Source organism: Bradyrhizobium sp. S3.3.6 (assembly GCF_040546905.1).
GTDB lineage: Bacteria > Pseudomonadota > Alphaproteobacteria > Rhizobiales > Xanthobacteraceae > Bradyrhizobium > Bradyrhizobium cytisi.
The window spans coordinates 121,983-140,647 of sequence record NZ_JBEPOT010000004.1 but is presented as its reverse complement, the minus strand read 5'-3'; the positions used below and the strand labels follow the sequence as shown (position 1 = coordinate 140,647).

Annotated in this window: 13 protein-coding genes and 1 pseudogene; 9 read left to right on the top strand and 5 right to left on the bottom strand. The window is 61.6% G+C overall.

What is annotated here, in order from left to right:
* Positions 1 to 12: 12 nt before the first annotated feature.
* The 4 genes from ABID59_RS13355 (at position 13) to ABID59_RS13340 (ending at position 7,000) form a co-directional block, all read left to right on the top strand.
* Positions 13 to 402 (top strand): hypothetical protein, encoded by a 390-nt coding sequence (locus tag ABID59_RS13355; RefSeq protein ID WP_354032591.1) that lies wholly within the window; start codon positions 13 to 15, stop codon positions 400 to 402.
* 129 nt (positions 403 to 531) lie between these two features.
* Positions 532 to 1,830 (top strand): NHLP bacteriocin system secretion protein, encoded by a 1,299-nt coding sequence (locus ABID59_RS13350; protein ID WP_354083693.1) that lies wholly within the window; start codon positions 532 to 534, stop codon positions 1,828 to 1,830.
* Entirely contained in the window at positions 1,827 to 4,073 is a 2,247-nt protein-coding gene (locus tag ABID59_RS13345) for a cysteine peptidase family C39 domain-containing protein (RefSeq protein WP_354083692.1), read from the top strand. The genes ABID59_RS13350 and ABID59_RS13345 overlap by 4 nt, the downstream gene beginning before the upstream one ends.
* Positions 4,070 to 7,000 carry an NHLP bacteriocin export ABC transporter permease/ATPase subunit gene (locus ABID59_RS13340; RefSeq protein ID WP_354083691.1) on the top strand — a complete coding sequence of 977 codons (2,931 nt, stop codon included), beginning with the start codon at positions 4,070 to 4,072 and terminating at the stop codon, positions 6,998 to 7,000. The genes ABID59_RS13345 and ABID59_RS13340 overlap by 4 nt, the downstream gene beginning before the upstream one ends.
* Positions 7,001 to 7,526: 526 nt before the next feature.
* On the opposite strand, the gene ABID59_RS13335 is transcribed toward ABID59_RS13340, so the two are convergent.
* The 4 genes from ABID59_RS13335 to ABID59_RS13320 form a co-directional block, all read right to left on the bottom strand.
* Positions 7,527 to 8,093, bottom strand: coding sequence for a type II toxin-antitoxin system VapC family toxin (locus tag ABID59_RS13335; RefSeq protein WP_354032595.1), 567 nt, complete (start codon positions 8,091 to 8,093; stop codon positions 7,527 to 7,529).
* Complete coding sequence (locus ABID59_RS13330; protein ID WP_354032596.1) at positions 8,094 to 8,468, bottom strand: hypothetical protein; 375 nt, start codon at positions 8,466 to 8,468, stop codon at positions 8,094 to 8,096.
* A gap of 503 nt (positions 8,469 to 8,971) precedes the next feature.
* Positions 8,972 to 10,054, bottom strand: coding sequence for a helix-turn-helix domain-containing protein (locus tag ABID59_RS13325; RefSeq protein ID WP_354083690.1), 1,083 nt, complete (start codon positions 10,052 to 10,054; stop codon positions 8,972 to 8,974).
* 702 nt (positions 10,055 to 10,756) lie between these two features.
* Positions 10,757 to 11,050, bottom strand: coding sequence for a hypothetical protein (locus ABID59_RS13320; protein WP_354083689.1), 294 nt, complete (start codon positions 11,048 to 11,050; stop codon positions 10,757 to 10,759).
* 481 nt (positions 11,051 to 11,531) lie between these two features.
* On the opposite strand from ABID59_RS13320, the gene ABID59_RS13315 reads away from it, so the two are divergent.
* The 4 genes and pseudogenes from ABID59_RS13315 to ABID59_RS13300 all read left to right on the top strand — a co-directional run bounded on the left by ABID59_RS13315 (position 11,532) and on the right by ABID59_RS13300 (position 16,567).
* Complete coding sequence (locus ABID59_RS13315; protein WP_354083688.1) at positions 11,532 to 11,702, top strand: hypothetical protein; 171 nt, start codon at positions 11,532 to 11,534, stop codon at positions 11,700 to 11,702.
* Between the two features lie 120 nt (positions 11,703 to 11,822).
* Positions 11,823 to 13,310, top strand: a pseudogene (locus tag ABID59_RS13310) (DUF1254 domain-containing protein).
* A gap of 50 nt (positions 13,311 to 13,360) precedes the next feature.
* Positions 13,361 to 14,902 carry a DUF1254 domain-containing protein gene (locus ABID59_RS13305; protein WP_354083687.1) on the top strand — a complete coding sequence of 514 codons (1,542 nt, stop codon included), beginning with the start codon at positions 13,361 to 13,363 and terminating at the stop codon, positions 14,900 to 14,902.
* Between the two features lie 81 nt (positions 14,903 to 14,983).
* Positions 14,984 to 16,567, top strand: a complete 1,584-nt coding sequence (locus tag ABID59_RS13300) for a DUF1254 domain-containing protein (RefSeq protein WP_502916798.1) — start codon at positions 14,984 to 14,986, stop codon at positions 16,565 to 16,567.
* 98 nt (positions 16,568 to 16,665) lie between these two features.
* Here the strand turns inward: ABID59_RS13300 and ABID59_RS13295 are convergent, their stop codons facing one another.
* Complete coding sequence (locus ABID59_RS13295) at positions 16,666 to 17,217, bottom strand: uracil-DNA glycosylase (RefSeq protein ID WP_354032599.1); 552 nt, start codon at positions 17,215 to 17,217, stop codon at positions 16,666 to 16,668.
* Positions 17,218 to 17,453: 236 nt separating this feature from the next.
* Between ABID59_RS13295 and ABID59_RS13290 the strand changes: the two genes are divergently transcribed.
* The gene (locus tag ABID59_RS13290; protein ID WP_354032801.1) at positions 17,454 to 18,644 is read left to right on the top strand and encodes an NADH-quinone oxidoreductase subunit D; all 1,191 of its coding nucleotides are present in this window, start codon (positions 17,454 to 17,456) and stop codon (positions 18,642 to 18,644) included.
* The last annotated feature ends 21 nt before the right edge of the window (positions 18,645 to 18,665 follow it).

The window sequence follows — 18,665 nt, the reverse complement described above, 5'->3', positions numbered from 1 at the left end:
TTAGGAGTTCACGTGTCCGATCAGACCGAAGTGGCGGCGTCCGGCAAGGCAGCCGATCCCGCAGACCAAAAGGGGGCGGAGGCCTTGGGTACGGCGCTGGGCCTCTCCCTCCAGCAACTGGCCGCGGCCAACGACGCGCAGCAGATTGCCATCATGGCGATGACCGCGGTCCTGGCGCTGTCGCCGGGGACCGCCGCCATCGACACCGAAAAGCTCGGGGCGGTGCTGTCGATCCTGACCAAAGGCCAGCCCAATGGCGACGCCTACCGGGCGCGGATCGCCCAGTACATCTCACTCATGGTCAATATCGCGCGCAGGCTGCCTGCGGCGATGGACGAGGCGAAAAAAGCGGCCGCTCAGGCGCCCGCGGGCGCCACCGAGAGCGCGCGAAAGGACAACTGACGGCGTGGGTCAGGCAGCCGCCGCGGAATTCACCATCCGCGGCAAAAGGCTGAAGTGCCGCAAGGCCATTGGTGTAGATGTGGCAGGCCACCCGGTCAGGACGGGCGCGGCCAGGCGTAGCGAACGGGCATGGCGAACGAGGGCATTTTTCGCGAAGCGGCACTCGAGAGGTTGTCGGCGCCGGAGCGGCTCGACCAGGGGCTCCGTATTGTCGGACGTCCGACTTGGGTCGCGCTGCTGGCGCTGGCGGGTCTCGTGGTCGGCGGCCTGATCTGGAGCATCGTCCTGACGGTGCCGGTCACGGTACCGGGCCAGGGCATTTTGCTATCGCCGGGCGGCTTGCTCGACGTCACCGCCGACAATCCCGGGCGTCTGTTGAGCTTCAGCGTGGCGGTCGGCGACAAGATCAAGGCCGGTACGGCGGTGGCCCGGCTCGATCAGCCGGAGATTCGCGAAGACCTGATCAACGCGGAAGCCGAATACCGCGACGCCGTCGGCGAACGCGACCAGATCGTGAAATTCCAGGAGCGCCGCGGGCCGACGCTTGCCGCCTCGATCGCGCAGCGCCGGCAGGGCTACAAGGACGATATCGCGTTTCTTGAAAAGCAGCTCGGCTGGCTCGACGATATCGCCAAGGGCGACGCCGTCCTGATGGACAAGCAGATCCTCACGCGCAAGAGCGCGCTCGAGACCCGCGTCGAGATCGGCAAGGCGGAGGCGCAACGCGCGCAGGCCCAGGACGGCATTCGCAACCTCGATTTCGAGGCCACCAAGGCGCAGACCGACGACGAGCGCGAACGCCTCAATGTCGAACTGAAGGTCGCGGCCGCTGAGCGCAAGATCCGCACGGTGCGCGAGAAGCTCGCCCGCCAAAGCGTGGTGCTGAGCCCGTATGACGGCACTGTCATCGAACTCAAGGTCAACCCGGGCGAAATCGTCGATCGCAACGCCGCTTTGTTCTCGCTGATTCCCGACAAGGTCGCCGAGGCATTGCCGAAGGCTGACAAAGACCCGATCGGGCCGCTCTATGCGGTTGTCTATGTGCCGTCGAACGACGGCAAGAAGGTCCGTCCCGGCATGAACGTGCGCCTGTCGCCCTCGACGGTGCGGCGGGAAGAGTTCGGCTTCATCGAAGGCCGCGTCCGTACCGTGGCGGAGGTGCCGGCGACCGCGGAAGGCATGTACCGCACGCTGAAGAACCGGCAGCTCGGACAGTCGCTCGCCAAGGACGGCGCCCCCTACGAAGTCGTGGTGGATCTGTTCGCCGCCAGGGACACGCCGAGCGGTTATCGCTGGTCGTCGTCGCGCGGCCCCGATCTCAGCATCAATGCCGGCACGACGGTCGGCAGCGACATCGAGACCATGTCGTTGCCGGTCCTGAGCCTGTTGATCCCGCCGCTGCGGCAGGTTCTGGGAAGCGGTTCGTGACTACACGGCCTGAACTCAAGACCCGGATCATCGACGCGGTGCGCACGACGCCACAGGTCGCATACTCCTTGCACGCGCTGCATGAGCTGCGCGACAGGGTTGCCGGCGGCTCCGCGCACACCACGCCCACCATCCTGCAATACGAGGCGGCCGAGTGCGGCGTCGCGTGTCTCGCGATTCTGCTCGGCTATTACGGCCGATGGGTGCCGATCGAGGAGTTGCGCGAAGTCGCGGGCGTCAATCGCGACGGGACCAGTGCCAACAACCTGCTGCTCACCGCGGCGCGTTATGGCCTCGAGGGCCGCGGCTACACGGTCGCTCCCGGCGATCTGACCGGCGACGTTCTGCCCTGCATCGTGTTCTGGGAGTTCAACCACTTCGTCGTGGTGGAGCGTCGCACCAGCGAGAAGGTCTGGATCAACGATCCGGCGACCGGGCCGTGCGTGATCACCGCGCAAGATTTCGAGCGGGCCTTCACCGGGGTGATCCTCGCGCTCGAGCCAGGCGCGGATTTCGTGCCGGGCGGTGAAGCGCCAAACTTTGTGCGCAGCATTCGCCAGACCCTACCGGGCGTCAAGGCGCCGATCCTGGCCGCCGTACTCGGCGGCTTCCTGTTGGTGGTGCCGGGCCTGATGATCCCCGGCCTGCAGCGCGCGTTCGTCGACTATTACATGATCGCCGGATTGTCGCGCTGGCTGTGGTGGCTGGTCGGCGGCATCGCGGCGATCGCGCTGGCGAAGGGACTGCTGACCTTCCTGCAACAGCGCACGCTGGCGCGGTTCCAGGTCAAGCTCGGCGTCGACACCAGTGGCCGGGTGTTGTGGCACATCCTTCGCTTGCCGATGGCGTTCTTCGCCCAGCGCAACAGCGGCGAAATCACCAACCGCCTCATGGTCAGTGACCGCCTGACCGGCCTGCTTTCGGGCAGTCTCGCGGTCACGTTCATCGGCCTGCTGTCGATCGTGATCTACGCGGTCGTCATGCTGGCCTACAACGTGCCGCTGGCGCTGGTGGTGATCGCATTCGCGGCTCTCAACCTGGCGCTGCTGGTCTGGTTGTCGCGCCGGCTGTCGGACGCCAACCGGCGGATGCTGCAGGACGAAGCCCGCATGCAATCCACCATGATCCACGGCTTCGCCAATCTTGATACCTACCGCGCCAGCGGCGCCGACAACCTGTTCTTCCGGCGCTGGGCGGGCGAGCACGCCAAAGTCGTCAGCGCCGAGCAGGCTATGGCGTTCTGGCAGCGGCTGCTAGCCGGCCTGCCAATCCTGCTCGGCACGATCGCCGGTGCCTGCATCGTGTTCATCGGCGGCATGGGCGTGATGCAAGGCACCGTCAGCATCGGCATGCTGGTGGCGTTCCAGGCGCTGATGGCCAATTTCAACGCGCCCGTCACCAGCGTGATGGGGTTGACCGCGCAATTGCAGCAGGCGCGGGGCCATATCGACCGGCTCGGCGATGTCGGCCGGCAGCGCGTCGATCCAATTCTCGAGGCCCCTGATGAGTCAGGCGTAATCCCGGCGCTGCATGGCGCCCTGGATATCCAGGGCCTGACCTTCGGCTACACGACGGTGACGGCGCCGTTCCTGCGCGACATTTCGTTGAAAGCGCCGGCCGGCGGTCGCGTCGCCATCACGGGCGCCACCGGCAGCGGTAAGTCCACGCTCGCCCGGCTGATGGTTGGCCTGATGACGCCGCGCGACGGCGTGATCCGGATCGATGGCATCGATCTCGCCCGGCTGTCGGCGCCGGTGTTGCGCTCGGCGGTGGCCTATGTGGACCAGACCACCACGCTGTTCGCAGGTACGGTGCGCGAAAACCTGACCATGTGGGATCTGACCATCAGCGAGGATCGCGTGGTGGCGGCGGCCCGGGACGCGATGGTGCACGAAATGATCGCGTCGCGTCCGATGGCCTACGAGACGCGCGTCGACGACAATGGCCGCAATTTCAGCGCGGGCGAACGTCAGCGCCTTGCCATCGCCCGGGCGCTCGCGGTCGATCCGGTGCTGATCGTGTTCGACGAAGCGATGAGTTCGCTGGATTCCATCGCCGAACAGGGAATTATCGACAACATCCGCCGCCGTGGCTGCACTTGCATCCTGATCTCGCACCGCATTTCGACCCTGCGCGATTGCGACGAAATCATCGTTCTGGACGAGGGCCGCATTGTCGAGCGCGGCCGCCACACCGCGCTGATGGCGGCGCATCGCCATTACCAGAAGCAGGTCGAGGCATGATGGCGACCCGCCCGCCCGTGCTGAGCCTGGCGTCGAGTGACGGAATGCTGGCCGCGCCGTTCGCGGCCGCGCCCAGCATCAATCTCGAGCCCGGCGAGGCGCTGGCGCTCAGCGAAACCCGGCAGGGCCACATCATCGCCGCCGGGCGGGTCGAGATCTATCTCACCGTGAAGAGCGGCGACGAGCCGTCGGGACGCATGTTCCTGTGCGAACTCGGCGGCGGCGAATACATCGCGCCGATCGTGGTGGCGGACGATCTGCTGGTGACCGCGGTGGCGGTCGAGACCAGCGCGATCGCCGCCATCCGCACCGACACGCTGGCGATCCAGGCCAAAGGCTCCGAGCAGCAGCATAACGCGGTAGCCGCATCCATCGACGGGTGGCTTAGTCATCTGAGCGCCGCCGTGAGCCGCATGGTCGGCCCGGCGCCGCTCGACATCGTCACCTTCGCGCCCGGCGAACAGGAGAAGGCCGCCGGTGAAGCCGCGCTCATGACCCGTGGCGGCGTAGTCTGGTTGACGGCGCTGGGCGCCGATCTGTCGTGCTGTGGCGGCGTGCCGGTCGCCGGCATGAATAGCCGTCAGGTGGCGGCGGTGGCCGGCGGCATCTGGATCTCGCCGGCACGCTCCTGCGATGTTCATGCGGTCGGCACCGCCGATATCCTTCGCCTGTCGGAATGGCAGCGTCTGCTGGAGTTCACCCACGCCACTTTGTTCTCGCTGGTCCGGCGCGCGCACGACACCCGCCAGGACGCGTTGCGCCAGGCGGTCCAAGGCCGGATGGCACGCACCACCCGCACGGTGAATCGTGCCTTCACGCGGTTCGACGCGGTACTGGGCAAGGTCGCGCCGCAAGCGGCCGCCGAGCCTGTCGGCGACGAGCCGTTCGTCGCGCCGTTCGTCACCATTGCGAGCAAGCTCGGGCTCGATTTCACCAACCGGCAGCGCGAACAGCTGTCGCAGGCGCGCAATGTCGACGACGCGGCGCGCGCGGTGCGGTTGCGCAACCGGCAGGTGGTGCTGAGTGGCGACTGGTTGCAGCAGGATCTCGGCCCGCTGATCGGTTTCCTCGACGACACGCGGCGCCCGGTGGCGCTGATCCCGACCGACGCGAAGCGCTGGGTGATGATCGAGGCGGAGCACGCCAGGCCGAAGCCGGTCGACGCGACGCTGGCGGCCCGGCTGGCGCCGCAGGCGCACATGCTCTATCCGCCGTTCCCGGATCGGCCGATCGGGTTTGCGCAATTCATCGGTTTCGGCTGGCTGCGCAACCGATGGGATGCGGCGCTCGCCGCCTCCATGGCGCTGGCCTCCGCGCTGCTCGGCCTCGCGACACCGATGGCGATGCAGCTGGCGTTCGATCGCTTCATTCCAGGCCACCAGACGCTGTCGCTGTTCACCCTCGGCATGGGCCTCGTACTGGCCGCGTTCATCGCCGCCGGCTTTCGTTTCGTGTTTGACATCGCGAGCCTGCGGCTCGACGGGCGCGGGGCGGGCGCCTTGCAGGCCGCCTTCATGGACCGGCTTTTGCGGCTGCCCGACAGCGCGCTGCGCATGAGCCCCGGCAATATCGCAAGTCGCTTCGTCGCGGCGGATCAATTGCGCCGCGGCGCCTATTCGCTGATGCTCGGCTCGATTTCGGCGCTGTTCTTTTTCGTCAGCAACATCGGCCTGATGTTCTACTACTCGCCCGCGGCGGCGGGGGCGGCGATCGGGCTGTTCGCGCTGATCGCCGCAATTGCAGCATTCTGCGGCTATCATCAGCTCGATGCGCTACGGCGCGGGGAGGAGATCCTCTCCGATATCTACGGCATTGTGTTCCAGCTCGTGAATGGCATCACGACTCTACGCGCCACCGGATCCGAGCAGCGCGGCTTTGCGCGCTGGGCCATGGACTTCGCCGAGCTGCGCTCGCGCATGTACAAGGCGCGGACCTTCGGCACCCTGTTCGAAACCGCGCTGGTGGCCTTCGAGCTGCTGGCGCTGGCGGTCATCCTGTTGATCCTGTCGCAGCTGTCGCGCGACGAACTCTCGACCGGTGCGTTCGTGTCCTTCATCGCCGCCTATGGCGCCTACTTGGGCGCCTCGCTGCAACTGGCGCGCAGCGTCGTCGCCGCCTGGAATTCGCAACCCTCCTGGGGGCGTGTGGCGCCTTTGCTGCGCGTCGCGCCTGATGTCGCCGGATCGAAGCGTGATCCTGGTGTGCTGACCGGCAACATCGATATCACCAACGTCTATTTCCGTTACGGCCCCGATGCGCCGTTCGCGCTCCAGGGCATCTCGCTGTCGCTGGCGCCGGGCGAGCACGTCGCGCTGGTCGGCCCCTCGGGGTCCGGCAAGTCGACCCTGATGCGGCTGCTGCTCGGGTTTGAGATGCCGGCGAGCGGCACTGTGCAATACGACCGACAGGATCTGCGCTATCTCGACATCGAATTGGTGCGGCGACAGATCGGCGGCGTGTTGCAGAACACCGCGCTGTTTCCCGGCACGCTCTATGAGAACATCATGGGCACCCACGAGGGCACGCTCGACCAGGCCTGGGAGGCCGCGCGGCAGGCCAATGTCGACCAGGACATCCACGCCATGCCGATGGGCATGCACACCATCGTGACCGAAGCCGCGTCGGCGTTTTCCGGCGGCCAGATCCAGCGCTTTGTGCTCGCCCGCGCCCTAGTCGGCAAGCCGCGCATCCTGCTGCTCGACGAGGCCATGAGCGCCGTCGACAATTTGACGCAAGCCCGACTGACCGACAGCCTGCACCGGCTGGCGGTGACGCGCCTCGTCATCGCGCACCGCCTCACCACGGTTAAGAGCGCCGACCGCATCGTCGTTCTCGACCGCGGCAAAGTGGTGCAAACCGGCCGTTACGACGAGCTGATGGCGGCCAAGGGCTTGTTCGCTGATATGGTCGCGCGGCAGCTCGTTTGAAATTCATCGCGGCTTCCAGCCTGTGGGACATCCGGCGGTTGCGCATGCAAATGATGTATCGTTGGCCAAGTTGGTGTGGTGACAACAAGGAATGGTGGCCCGGCAGGACTCGAACCGGCAACCAGACCGTTATGAGCGGTGGGGCTAGCGTTACCCTCGCATGGGGCAGGGCTCTTCTTCAGCGGTTCGGCCAAAAGGCATTTTCGCGCGCGAAAAGCACCAAAACTCGTTGCCCTCAGTCGTAACCCTTTGAAATCGCAGCGAATGCGAACGCCCTCCGAGCGCGCCACCTGGGGCATAAGTCATTGATGCGAAAATATTTTCGCGATTTCTACTCCCACATTGTTACTCGCAGTGAACCTTTTCTTTGAGCTTTTCCGTCGGCTTCTCTCCGACGTGCTTCTAGTCTAGCGTTCGCTCTTGTCGTGGTCAGCGCTCATTGAACCAAAATGTCGCGAAGGAAAACCACAAGCAGCATACAAGGGGGCAGCAGCGTAGCCCATCGTAGAGATAGGCGGGCGTACGTTCATTTCGAACGATAGAACAGCACGCGTCCGGTTGGTATGAGTTGGAGTAGAATATCATAGTCGCCGACATTTGCAGTCAGGACTACGAAGCCGAGCTTTTGCGCCTGAAGGAACAGTACGCAGTCCTGAAGCGCGCGCAACTTGCCGTCCTTTTCATATCCCTGGATGCGGCAGAGGATCCCCGATAGCAGCGCGGCTCGTCCCAGCACCTCTATGTCCGGCGCAAAGATCCGATGTGGTGGCATCGCTTTGATCTGCTTCCCGATTACATCGACGACAGGGGCGGTTCGCGCGTCGGACGGATTCAGCGCGCCGACCGTGTGCATCAACTCCTGGATCGCGACAGTCGAATGGTTGACTTGTCGCTGCGCGATCAGGTCGTCCAGGACCTGATGCGAACGATCTTGCATTTGATCGATATAGACGCAGGTATCGAGCAGTAGTCCCTGTCCGGCGATCGGACTGGCGCTGACGAATGGAAGTTCATCGTCGCTGCGCCGTGCCAGCGTGTTTTCCGGATCGAATCGCGCCCAACGTCGCGCCGCGTCAAAGTCGAATTCCGCCACTTAGAAACCGAGCTTCAACGTTGGATCGACCTTGCCCCGAGACTCCTTGAAAGCTTCTGCGAAATTATCCTCAAGTGCGACCGTCGCCAATGCAAACTCGATCAAGTCCGTATCCGCCTCGATGCCCGTCTGGCGCTTGGCCTGCCGGACCAGGGCGGGACTTACCCGGCCACCGATGCGGCTGTCTTTTTCGCCCAGAAGGCCAGATTGTTCCGCAGCCAGCATGACCGCTTTGAATCGCGCCTTGCTCACGACAAGCCCGCTGGTCGCAAGCTCGCGCTTAAAGGTCTTTATCAATCCAGAGCTGCCCTTGGATGCAGCTCTCCTCTGTTTCGCCCGGAGCAGTGTGCGCTTCTTCGCTGATGCCTTCGCCATGGAATTTCGCCGTGTGTTAGACAAAAATGGACTTTGTCTAACATAGCGCTTTGCTGCTCCATCTTCAAGGCGTCTGCCGAGGGGAAGCCTGGAGGGAAGGGTGTCGGACGCAGGAATTAGTTGGATGTTTGGCCGATCCCAGTTGTCAACCGCCCTTCGCGGCGGCTTTTCCTTGACGTTGCGGTCACGCCCGGAAATGTCTTGGTAAATCGGGTAATCATTCCTCCGCCTGCTCTTGCCAAGTCACCAATGCATCGCAGAACGCGTCTTCCAGTTTCCCGATTTCATGAGGAAATTCCACCATCGCTTCCTCACGGGTAAGCCGTCGCCGTGCCCAACGGCTTAGAGAAGAAATGTCGCACTGACCAACACCCGTGAAGTCGACATAGCAAACCCTGCCTTCGTGACCGCCGAAAGCGATAACGCGACGGAGCCGACCGGGGTTCCTCTCATCATAGAAGCCAGCCTCGATCAGTGAGGGGGCACGGTGTTCTGCTTCAGCTTCATTTTGTGCCGCCTTTCTTGACGGGCGACTTCTTTTTGGCCTTTGGCAGCTTGATCACCTTGGCGTCGTCACCATCCGCCTCAACCTCGTCGTCATCCACCAGTCCATCGTCATAACTTTCGATACGATCACATTCCACCTTGTGGGTCGGAAACGAGACGTAATCCAATGCCTCCGGGTTGAGGAAAACCGTTTGGTGATAGCCCTCATATGGCAGGCGGATCAGACCGGGCTCCGGGTCGCTGTAGGGATAGTGTTCGTCCTCAAACCGCTCCCAGCATTCGAAGAGGTTGCAGTCAAAGTATTCAATCTCCCGGCGCTTGCCGTTCGAAAGCTGGATCGTCACGGTGTGGGCCAAGGCGAGAATTTCGGCGGTGTCCGCCGCTCGCGCGGCCTTCTCGGTCTCAAGTTCCTCCGGTTTGACGCGGCCATCAGCGACCAGTTTGTCCCACTGTTCATCGGTGATCATGACCGTCTCACGGACGCGCTCGACTTGCTCCTTGGGATAATCTGACGTGGAATCACCGGCCCCAATTTCCTCGTCATAGATCGCCTCGACGATATCCCAATCGCGCGTGTCGGGCATCTGGACCGGTGTACCCAGCTTGTAATTGTTATGTTCTTCTTCCGGCCCGTACCAGTCATAGGCTTCGCTGGAAAAATAGAACTCGGAAATTGCCTCGCGCCGGATTGCCACGCTGCGGTTGCCCAAGTCCTTGAACGTGATGAACCGACGGTTCTCATGTAGCTGCGAATAGGCCGATGCGCGGACAGCTTCTGAGATCGACAGCACCAATGGTTCGCTGGCGCTCTTAAAATGCACTGCGATCTCGCCGTAGTACTGCAGATCAAGCGGCGCATTATCGCTATAGAACGCTGCCTCCACAGGTGGGTGCGTGCCCAGCAGTTCTGCCGGTGTTGCCTTGAAGTATTTTGCTAGCTTTGCCAGCGCGGTTTTCGGCACCTCCGCACGGTCAGTTTCCCAGCGTTGATAGGTTGGCTGAGTCACGCCCGCCGCCTTAGCAGCATCGGCTTGCGTTTTAGCGTTCTGAACCCTGTGATATTTCAGCCGGTTTACCATCTTGGTCCCCTGTTTGCCCAAATAAAATTATGCGTATATATGCGCATAAATCTATTTTTGCAGCAAAAGGCGGCCAATTTGAAAGACATTTAATGGGCGCGTCGCCGAGAGTGTGGTTGGGCATTGTATGCTGCTCTCTGAAATGCGCTCTCAGGCCTGAAAGGCACCTTAAGGTTTGCTGGACCCCGCCAAGCTCTTGATATTAAAAGGAATGGAGACGCCCTCCGAGCGCACCAAAGGCGTAAGTAATTGACACGAAAAATGTTTTCGCGATTTCTCTGCTCCCACATTGTTACTCACAACGAATGTTAGTACTTTGCCCGCGCAAATCTCCTGTTTGATCTCGCTCGTCTTGGTGCAGCGCTTAGTTGAACCAACGCCGCGCGAAGGAAAACCACCATTTGATCGCGAGAGGGCAGTGGCGTAGCCCAGCGTAGAAATCAGTGGGCTCGTGCTCATCCGTGAGCGCTACGCGGTTTGTGTCCCATCAAACGACATGTGGGCAGGGTGCGCCCGCACGTTGCACGACTAGTAGGTCCTTGAGCACGCCTACTGCCGCATGCCGCAATCGCTCAATGACAGCCAAGTCTCGTATGACGGTTACGGCAATGGACGGTGCCGAGACCGGAAAATTCATTTGTCCCGTTGATCCGTTGCCGACGCCCTGGCCATATGCGCGAGCGCTGATGCTACGCCGGAATTTCAGTTGAACTTGGCAGCGTCCAGCTCTGCGCTATCTCCGTGATTACGCTCAAGGAAGTGTCGGACGAGCGACGCAATTTCGTCGGTTGCTTCGTCGAGTGCGAAATGCCCGCTTCCAGAAGATGAACTTCCGCGTCCGGGGCGCGTGCCCGATTTTTGATCGCGCACCGTATAGCCGGGGAAATTGACATGGCTCCTCTGCAGAATTGAGATTGGAACGAGTTCGGAGCGAATGCGTTCGCAGGCTGCGGAACGTACGTTCACAGGTTGTGTAATGTCATGGAGAACAATCATGCGTCCAGCCACCTCAGTATTGGCTCTAAGCTTAGTCGCCGCTGGTCTAACCCTGCTGCCGGTTGAATCGGATGCACGTCCCCGTGGTCGGGCGGGCGGATTTCATGCAGGCGGTTTTCATGGAGGCGGAGTAAGACCCGGCTGGCACGGCGGTGGCACCCGATGGGCTGGAGGTCGGTACTACCGTGGAGGCTATTACGGCAGAGGCTGGGGAGCCCCCGTAGCCGCGGGCGTGGCAACTGGCGCTGCGCTCGGGGCAGCAGCTGCTTACGGGTCCTGCTATCAAACTCGGTCCGTGTGGAACGGCTATGCGTACGTTCAGCAGTCAGTCAGGGTCTGCTAGAAGCAGCAGCAAGCGCGCCGTCTCCGATCTTCAGTGAGGCAGGCTAGATCGGCCTTCGAATATCCGGGCGCCGGCATTCGAAGCAATTCATCGAGGTGTGTTGGGACGCGGTCTGATGACCTCGTCTGGGCCGGATGGTTGGTCCATGCCGCGTGGAATGTGAATCGGTGTGTCGGCAACGACGGCGGGTTCGTCTATTTTCGCTTCTATGCGCCGGAGCAGGCGTTCTTCGACAAAACGTTCAAGCTGGTTGATTTCGAGATGGTCGGATCGGAACCAACGGTCGGCTCGGGCTCGCGAGCGAAGTGACGCACGGCGGGACGCACCCCCATGTCGATCACCGCGAGGCGCGTGACCTGCGCCTCGCTTCGCCAGCGAAGCATTTCCAAAAGCACGAGAGCCTCCAATCTGAACGCAAAGAGGAAAGACATGAGAACCGGAAGCTCAATCCTGACGTCTGCCCTGTTGATCTCATCTCTGTATGGTGTCGTGCCGGCATTGGCGCAACAGGATCAAACAACCCCACCCCTGCTCAAACAGATCAACAACGGAAACTGGCTTCCGCAAAAGGAAGCGGAGACGCTGCGCGACGAGTTGTTTTACCAGCAAGCGGTTCATGCCTACATGACCATGCAGCCCGCGCTGAACGTCATCGGGATGCGCGACGGTTCGGAGGCGGCATTCGGAAAGGGCTACAACGTCCTGCCGATCTGGAAGGACCGCATGGACTCGCGTGCGTGGGTACCGACGCCCAACGCTGATGTCATCTACTCCATGAGCTATCTCGACCTCAAGGAGACCGGACCGCTCGTCATTGCCGCGCCGCCCAACGTAATCGGCATGTTCACCGACTTTTTCCAGCGCACGATCACCGATGTCGGTGCGATCGGGCCGGATCGTGCGCGTGGCGGGCTCTATCTCTTGCTACCTCCAGGTTATGACGGCGAGACACCGCAAGGCTATTTCGTGTTCAAATCGAAAACCTACAACGTCTTTCTGTTCTTTCGTACCGTCATGGCGAACGGCGACAACGGACCGGACCCGAAACCGGCTGTGGCACTTGCAGAAAGAACACGCGTCTATCCGCTGTGGGCTGCGGAGAAAGACGTCAAGCCGATGCAGTTTCCCAACGGAAGCGGCAAGCGCGTGAACATGATGTATCCGGTCGACAATACCTATTGGACCAAGCTCAAGACGTTCGTCGACTACGAACCGGACTCAGCCATCGATCCTGAATTGCGCGGTGTGCTGGCTTCGATCGGCATCATCAAGGGGCAGCCGTTCAATCCGACCAGGCAGCAACAAGAGCTGTTGCAAAAGGCGGTCGAGACGGCGCCCAAGATGATCCTTGCCATGCGGCAACTGGGCAGGCCAGACGGACGTCAGCTCTATTACAACGACAGAAAGTACGAAAACACCTGGGCCGGCGGGACGTCCGAATGGCTCCAGGACGGCTATCTCGACGTGAACCAGCGGGCAAGCTATTTTCAGTTCGCCTATTCGACGGCGTCCGCAATGGTGATGAGGACGCTGGGAGCCGGGTCGAAATATCCGTTCACCGCCCGCGACGCGAGCGGCGAGTTCCTCGACGGTTCGAACACCTACAAAATGCATCTGCCGCCCCATCCGCCGGCCGCGTTGTTCTGGGCGGTGACTGCTTACAACGTCACCGACGGGACCATGCCGGAAACGCCGCAACTGCTGCCGTCGATCAACGGATTCAACAAGGTCGCGACAAACAGCGATGGATCGATCGATATCTGGTTCGGCCCCACGAAGCCCGCCGGCGCTCCTGACTCGAACTAGATACAGACCGTCAGCGGCCGAAACTTCTTGGCCGCATTGCGCCTCTACGGCACCGGCGTCGAATTCTTCGATCAGAGCTGGAAGCCGGATGACGTGGTGAAGGTGAATTGATCTGCGCTCAATGAAGCTAATACAAGCGATCGGTCGGAAAGGAACGAGTAATGAAAACCACATCGGCAAATCAATCAGGGGCCACCCGGCGCGATACGATGAAGGGCGGTATTGTCGCGGCGTCGCTCGCTGCTCTGAGCGCCAGAGCGGCTGTTCCCGCCGCGCTATCGACCGCCTCGGTCTTGGCTGTCACGGAGACCGCGCAGGCTCGACCCGCCTCCGGCGCGGCATCGCAGGTCACGGAGCCTGCGACCGGCATCACGATGCATCCAGGCTACGCCAGGACGATTGCGCAGATGGCCTACGTCTGGGGCTGGCCGATTGTGAACATGATGAACCGCAGGGCCATATTCGCACAGGCGCCGCATCCGGGCCACCTTAATGGCGTGGTCCCCGTAGCGCCGACTGGTCAAGTTGGAATGCTCTCCGATTACGTCGATCCTGCGGAGACCTTTGTTACATGCCCGAACCAGGACGTCGTCTATGGCCTTGGGTTCTTCTCACTCGACGATGAGCCGGTGGTCGCGCAGGTGCCCGATTTCGGCGATCGCTTCTGGGTTTATGCCATGTACGATGCGCGTACCGATCAGTTCGGCAATCTCGGCAAGCCTTATAACTCCAAGCCCGGCTTCTACCTGCTTGCCGGTCCGAGGTGGAGGGGCCTGAAGCCGTCCGGCATCACCGACGTCATTCGGTGTCCTACGTCGTTGGCCAATGCCATTCCGCGCATTTTCCAGGATGACACGCCCGAGGACAAAAAGGCAGTTCAGCCGGTCGTGAATCAGGTCGTCTTCTATCCGCTAAAGGATTTTACCGGCAAGATGAAGACCATCGAATGGAGCAAGGCCCCCAACATTCCTGGCCCGAAATCAACCGGGGAAGAAACGAAATGGGTGGTGCCGGAGAAGTTCTTCGATGAACTCGGTCAGGCGCTCGACACCGTTGATCCCTTGCCGGGGGAGCAGGCGATGTATCAACAGTTCCGTCTGCTGCTCGACGCGGCCGCCCAAGACCAGGAACTGAAGAAGCTGCTGGTAGCGACCGCCATCGACACGGACGAGAAGGTCATTCATCCGTTCTTCCAGTGGAAGTACAACGGACGACCGGCCGGCAACGGATGGAATCGCTCGACCAACAACGCGCAATGGGGCGTCGACTATTACAACCGGACCGGGACGGCCAGATCGAACATGTTCGACAACCGTCCGAACGAGACTCAGTATTTTTATACTGACCTGGATGGTGCGGGTGGAGAACTGACCGGCAGAGGCAATTACGAGATCACGTTCGCAAAGGGAGAGGAACCGCCGGTCAACGGATTCTGGTCGCTGACGCTCTACAACGACAAGCATTTGTTCCATCCGAACAATCTCAAGAGCTATTCGCTCGGCACCAAGAACAAGAACCTTAAACGCAACGCCGACGGCTCGCTCACGCTCTATGCGGGCGCGAAATCGCCGGGCGGGGATAAGGAGGCGAACTGGCTGCCGGCGCCCGACGGAAAATTCTCGCTCTACATCCGTGCTTATTGGGGCAAAGAGGGCATCCTCGACGGCTCATGGCAGCCGCCCGTCGTTCGGAAAGTAACGTGACACTGATGAGGTAAGGCCGGCGCAAAACACATCGGCCACATCCGGCGAGTTGGCCGCTTCCCAATATGAAAGGGTCGTACAATGACGATCAAGCGATTCCGCACACGTATCCTGTCCTTTTCCGTCCTGCTGAGCGCAACTCTCGTCGCGACCGGCATGGCTTACGGCCAATCCAGCCGCTTCGACGCCTTGGCCAATCTGCCATTCGAACAGAACCGGCCGACGCCGGAGACCGCCAAGACGTTGATGCAGGAGCTTGAATTCCAGCAGGCCACGCAAGCGTACCTGTGGGCGATGCCGCTCATCAACACGCTCGGCATGAAATTCGGCTCCGAGAAGGTGTTCGGCGCCGGCTACAACATCCTTCCGGTCTGGAAGGAGCGGCTCGATCCGAAGACGTTGGTAACGACGCCGAACTCGGACGTGATTTACGCCATGAGCTATGTGGACATGGGCGAGACCGGGCCGATCGTGTTCGAGGCGCCACCCAATCTCCAGGGCATTCTGCTCGATTTCTGGCAGCGGCCGATCCCGGTCGACGGCGGCAAGTTCTTCGGCGACGTCGGATTGCCCGGACCGGACGCCGGCAAAGGCGGCAAGTTTCTCGTTCTGCCGCCAGGCTACAAGGGCGATGTGCCGAAGGGTTACTATGTCTACCGCTCCGGCACGAACAACCTCTTCATCTTCCTCCGCGCCTTCTACCAGGATCCGAAGGATCTTTCGCCCGCGGTGAAGCTGATGGAGCAGGCGAAGATCTATCCGCTGAATCTCCCCGAGGCCGAACGCAAGCCGATGAAGTTTCCGAACGCCTCGGGCGTCGCGGCAAACATGTTGCCGCCCTCCGATATTGCAGCCTTCGAACAAATCAAATGGCTGCTCGATCGCGAGGGTGAGAACCTGGCGGGTGAAGATGGTCTGGGCCTTCTCGCGAATATCGGCATCATCAAGGGCCGCCCGTTCGAGCCCGATGCCGACACGAAGGCGATCCTGAATGCGGCAGCGAAAACGGCTTACAAGACAAGCCGTGTAATCGGCAGAAAGACCGAGATCGGCGGCCGGGACCTCAAAATCTGGAAGGACCGCGGGTGGGTCAATCCGATCAACAATGTCAGTGAGCCGGGTTCCGAGAAGACACTGGATCTGTCGTGGCGCAACAAGAAGGCCGGCTTTACCGAAATCGAGCCTCGCGTCTGGATGTTCACCGACTACTACTCAATCAGTCCAGGAATGGTGTCGTTGTCGCCCGGCAAGGGCGCATTCTACGGGATCGCCTTCAACGACGCAGACGACAAGCCGCTGTCGGGTGATTCCTCGTACAAGGTGACGCTGCCGCCCAACGTTCCAGCCGCGCTGTTCTGGTCTCTCACCCTCTACGAAGCCGAAAACGCCTCAGGCCTGGCGACCGAAACACGGCGCTTCCCCTCGCTGGGATCGCGCGACAAGCCGGAGCAGAACGCCGACGGCACGACGGACCTCTACGTCGGCCCGAAGTCTCCCGCCGCGAAAGAAGCCAACTGGCTTGCCACCGCGCCGGGACGAGGATTCTTCGCCATCTTGCGGCTCTACGGCCCGGAAGAGCCGGCCGTGAACTATAGCTGGAGGCCTGGCGACTTCGAGAAGATCGGATCGGACAGCACGGCAGGTTCAGGCACGAAAGCGAAATGACGCACGGCGCGACGCGCCCATATCGATCCTGGCGAGGCGCGTCGTGCGCCTCGCTCGCAAACCAGATTCGTGACCGCTGAAATTGCCTTCCGCGGCGATCAAGACCGACGCCTGCGAGCGGCTTTGCGTAGATCGGCGACCGCCTGGCGCCAAACGTCGCCGTCGCGTCCACCGAAGCGGCGGGCGTAGGCCGGGTGGAAGGTGATGCGTAGCGGGTAGCCTTCAAACTGGAGCTTTGCTTTGCGCATTAGGCGGATCGACTGCGATTCGCCAAACAGGCGAGACGCGGTGCTGCCAAGAGCAACGATCACGTCCGGCCTGGAACGCCGGATGTCACTCAGCACTGCCGCTCCATAATGATCGACTTCCTCTATTGTTGGGCTGCGGTTACGTAGCCTCCGGTCTTTCGAATACGCGATCGGTCGAAAAGGTATGGCGTTTGCCAAACGCGCCTGTTGGGGGGCGATCCCGGCCTCATTTAGCATCTCGCGCAATGCCCTACCGGCCGGCCCGACAAAGGGCCTACCCTGCGCGACTTCCTCGGCGCCAGGTGCTTCGCCAACCACGTATAGCCGCGGTCGTCGGAACGGGCCCTCAGGCGCGACGCGACGATGATCGAGATGTGTCCTGGCGACGCTTTCCTTAGCCATCGGTTCCTGCGTCCGGCCTGGCCTGACTATGCAAGGTTCAGGCTCTATCAACCGCGATCCCGTCCCTGATTTCCAAAAAGCGCGCGGCACATCCCGTCTCGCCTGGCGGCCGACGGGGGCGTTAGGAACAACCAACGCCTGGGGATGTTTGGCGCTTCGCGGGTCGAAGTGTGCAGGCTCGTCGACCCGGGTCGTTGTGCCGACAGCCTTTGCGCCTACAAACCTTGAGTTCGCCCGTGGAACAAGCCGGCCTTCGCAATTTCACCATCAATTTCGGCCCGCAGCACCCTGCGGCTCATGGTGTGCTTCGGCTTGTGTTGGAACTTGACGGTGAGGTTGTCCGGCGGGTCGATCCTCACATCGGTCTGCTTCACCGCGGAACCGAAAAATTGATTGAAAACAAGACCTATCTGCAGGCGATCGGGTATTTCGACCGGCTCGATTATGTCGCACCGATGAACCAGGAGCATGCGTTCTGCCTCGCAGCAGAGAGACTGCTTGGCCTCGAAGTGCCGCGCCGCGGCCAATTGATCCGCGTGCTGTTCTGTGAAATCGGACGTCTGCTCTCGCATCTTCTCAACATCACGACCCAAGCCATGGATGTCGGCGCGCTTACGCCGCCGTTGTGGGGCTTCGAAGAGCGTGAGAAGCTCATGGTGTTCTACGAACGTGCCTCCGGCGCGCGCATGCACGCAAATTACTTCCGGTTCGGCGGCGTGCATCAGGACCTTTCCCCAAAGCTGATTGACGACATTGAAGCCTTTTGTGATCCGTTCCTTCGCGTGGTGGACGACCTGGATCGGCTGTTGACGCCAAATCGCATCTTCAAGCAGCGCAATGTCGACGTCGGGAGGGTGACGCTGAAGGAAGCCTGGGAGTGGGGCTTTTCCGGCGTGATGGTGCGCGGTTCGGGCGCGGCCTGGGACCTGCGCAAGGCGCAGCCCTACGAATGCTATCCGGAAATGGAATTCGACATTCCGATCGGCAAGAATGGCGACTGCTACGACCGTTATCTGGTCCGCATGGAAGAAATGCGTCAGTCGGTGCGCATCATGAGACAGTGTATCACAAAGCTGCGCGCTTCCGACGGACAGGGTCCGGTCGCGGTGCAGGACAACAAGGTCTTTCCTCCGCGGCGCTCCGAGATGAAGCGCTCGATGGAGGCCCTGATCCATCACTTCAAGCTCTATACGGAAGGGTTTCGCGTGCCGGCCGGCGAGGTCTATGCCGCGGTGGAAGCCCCAAAGGGTGAATTCGGCGTCTACCTGATCTCGGATGGCACGAACCAGCCCTATAAGTGCAAGATCCGCGCACCCTCGTTCGCGCATCTGCAGGCGATGGATTTGCTCAGCCGCGGCCATTTGTTGGCGGACGTCTCCGCAATCATCGGCTCGCTGGACATTGTGTTCGGTGAAATCGATCGCTGACCTCTTGAAGAGGAAACCGCG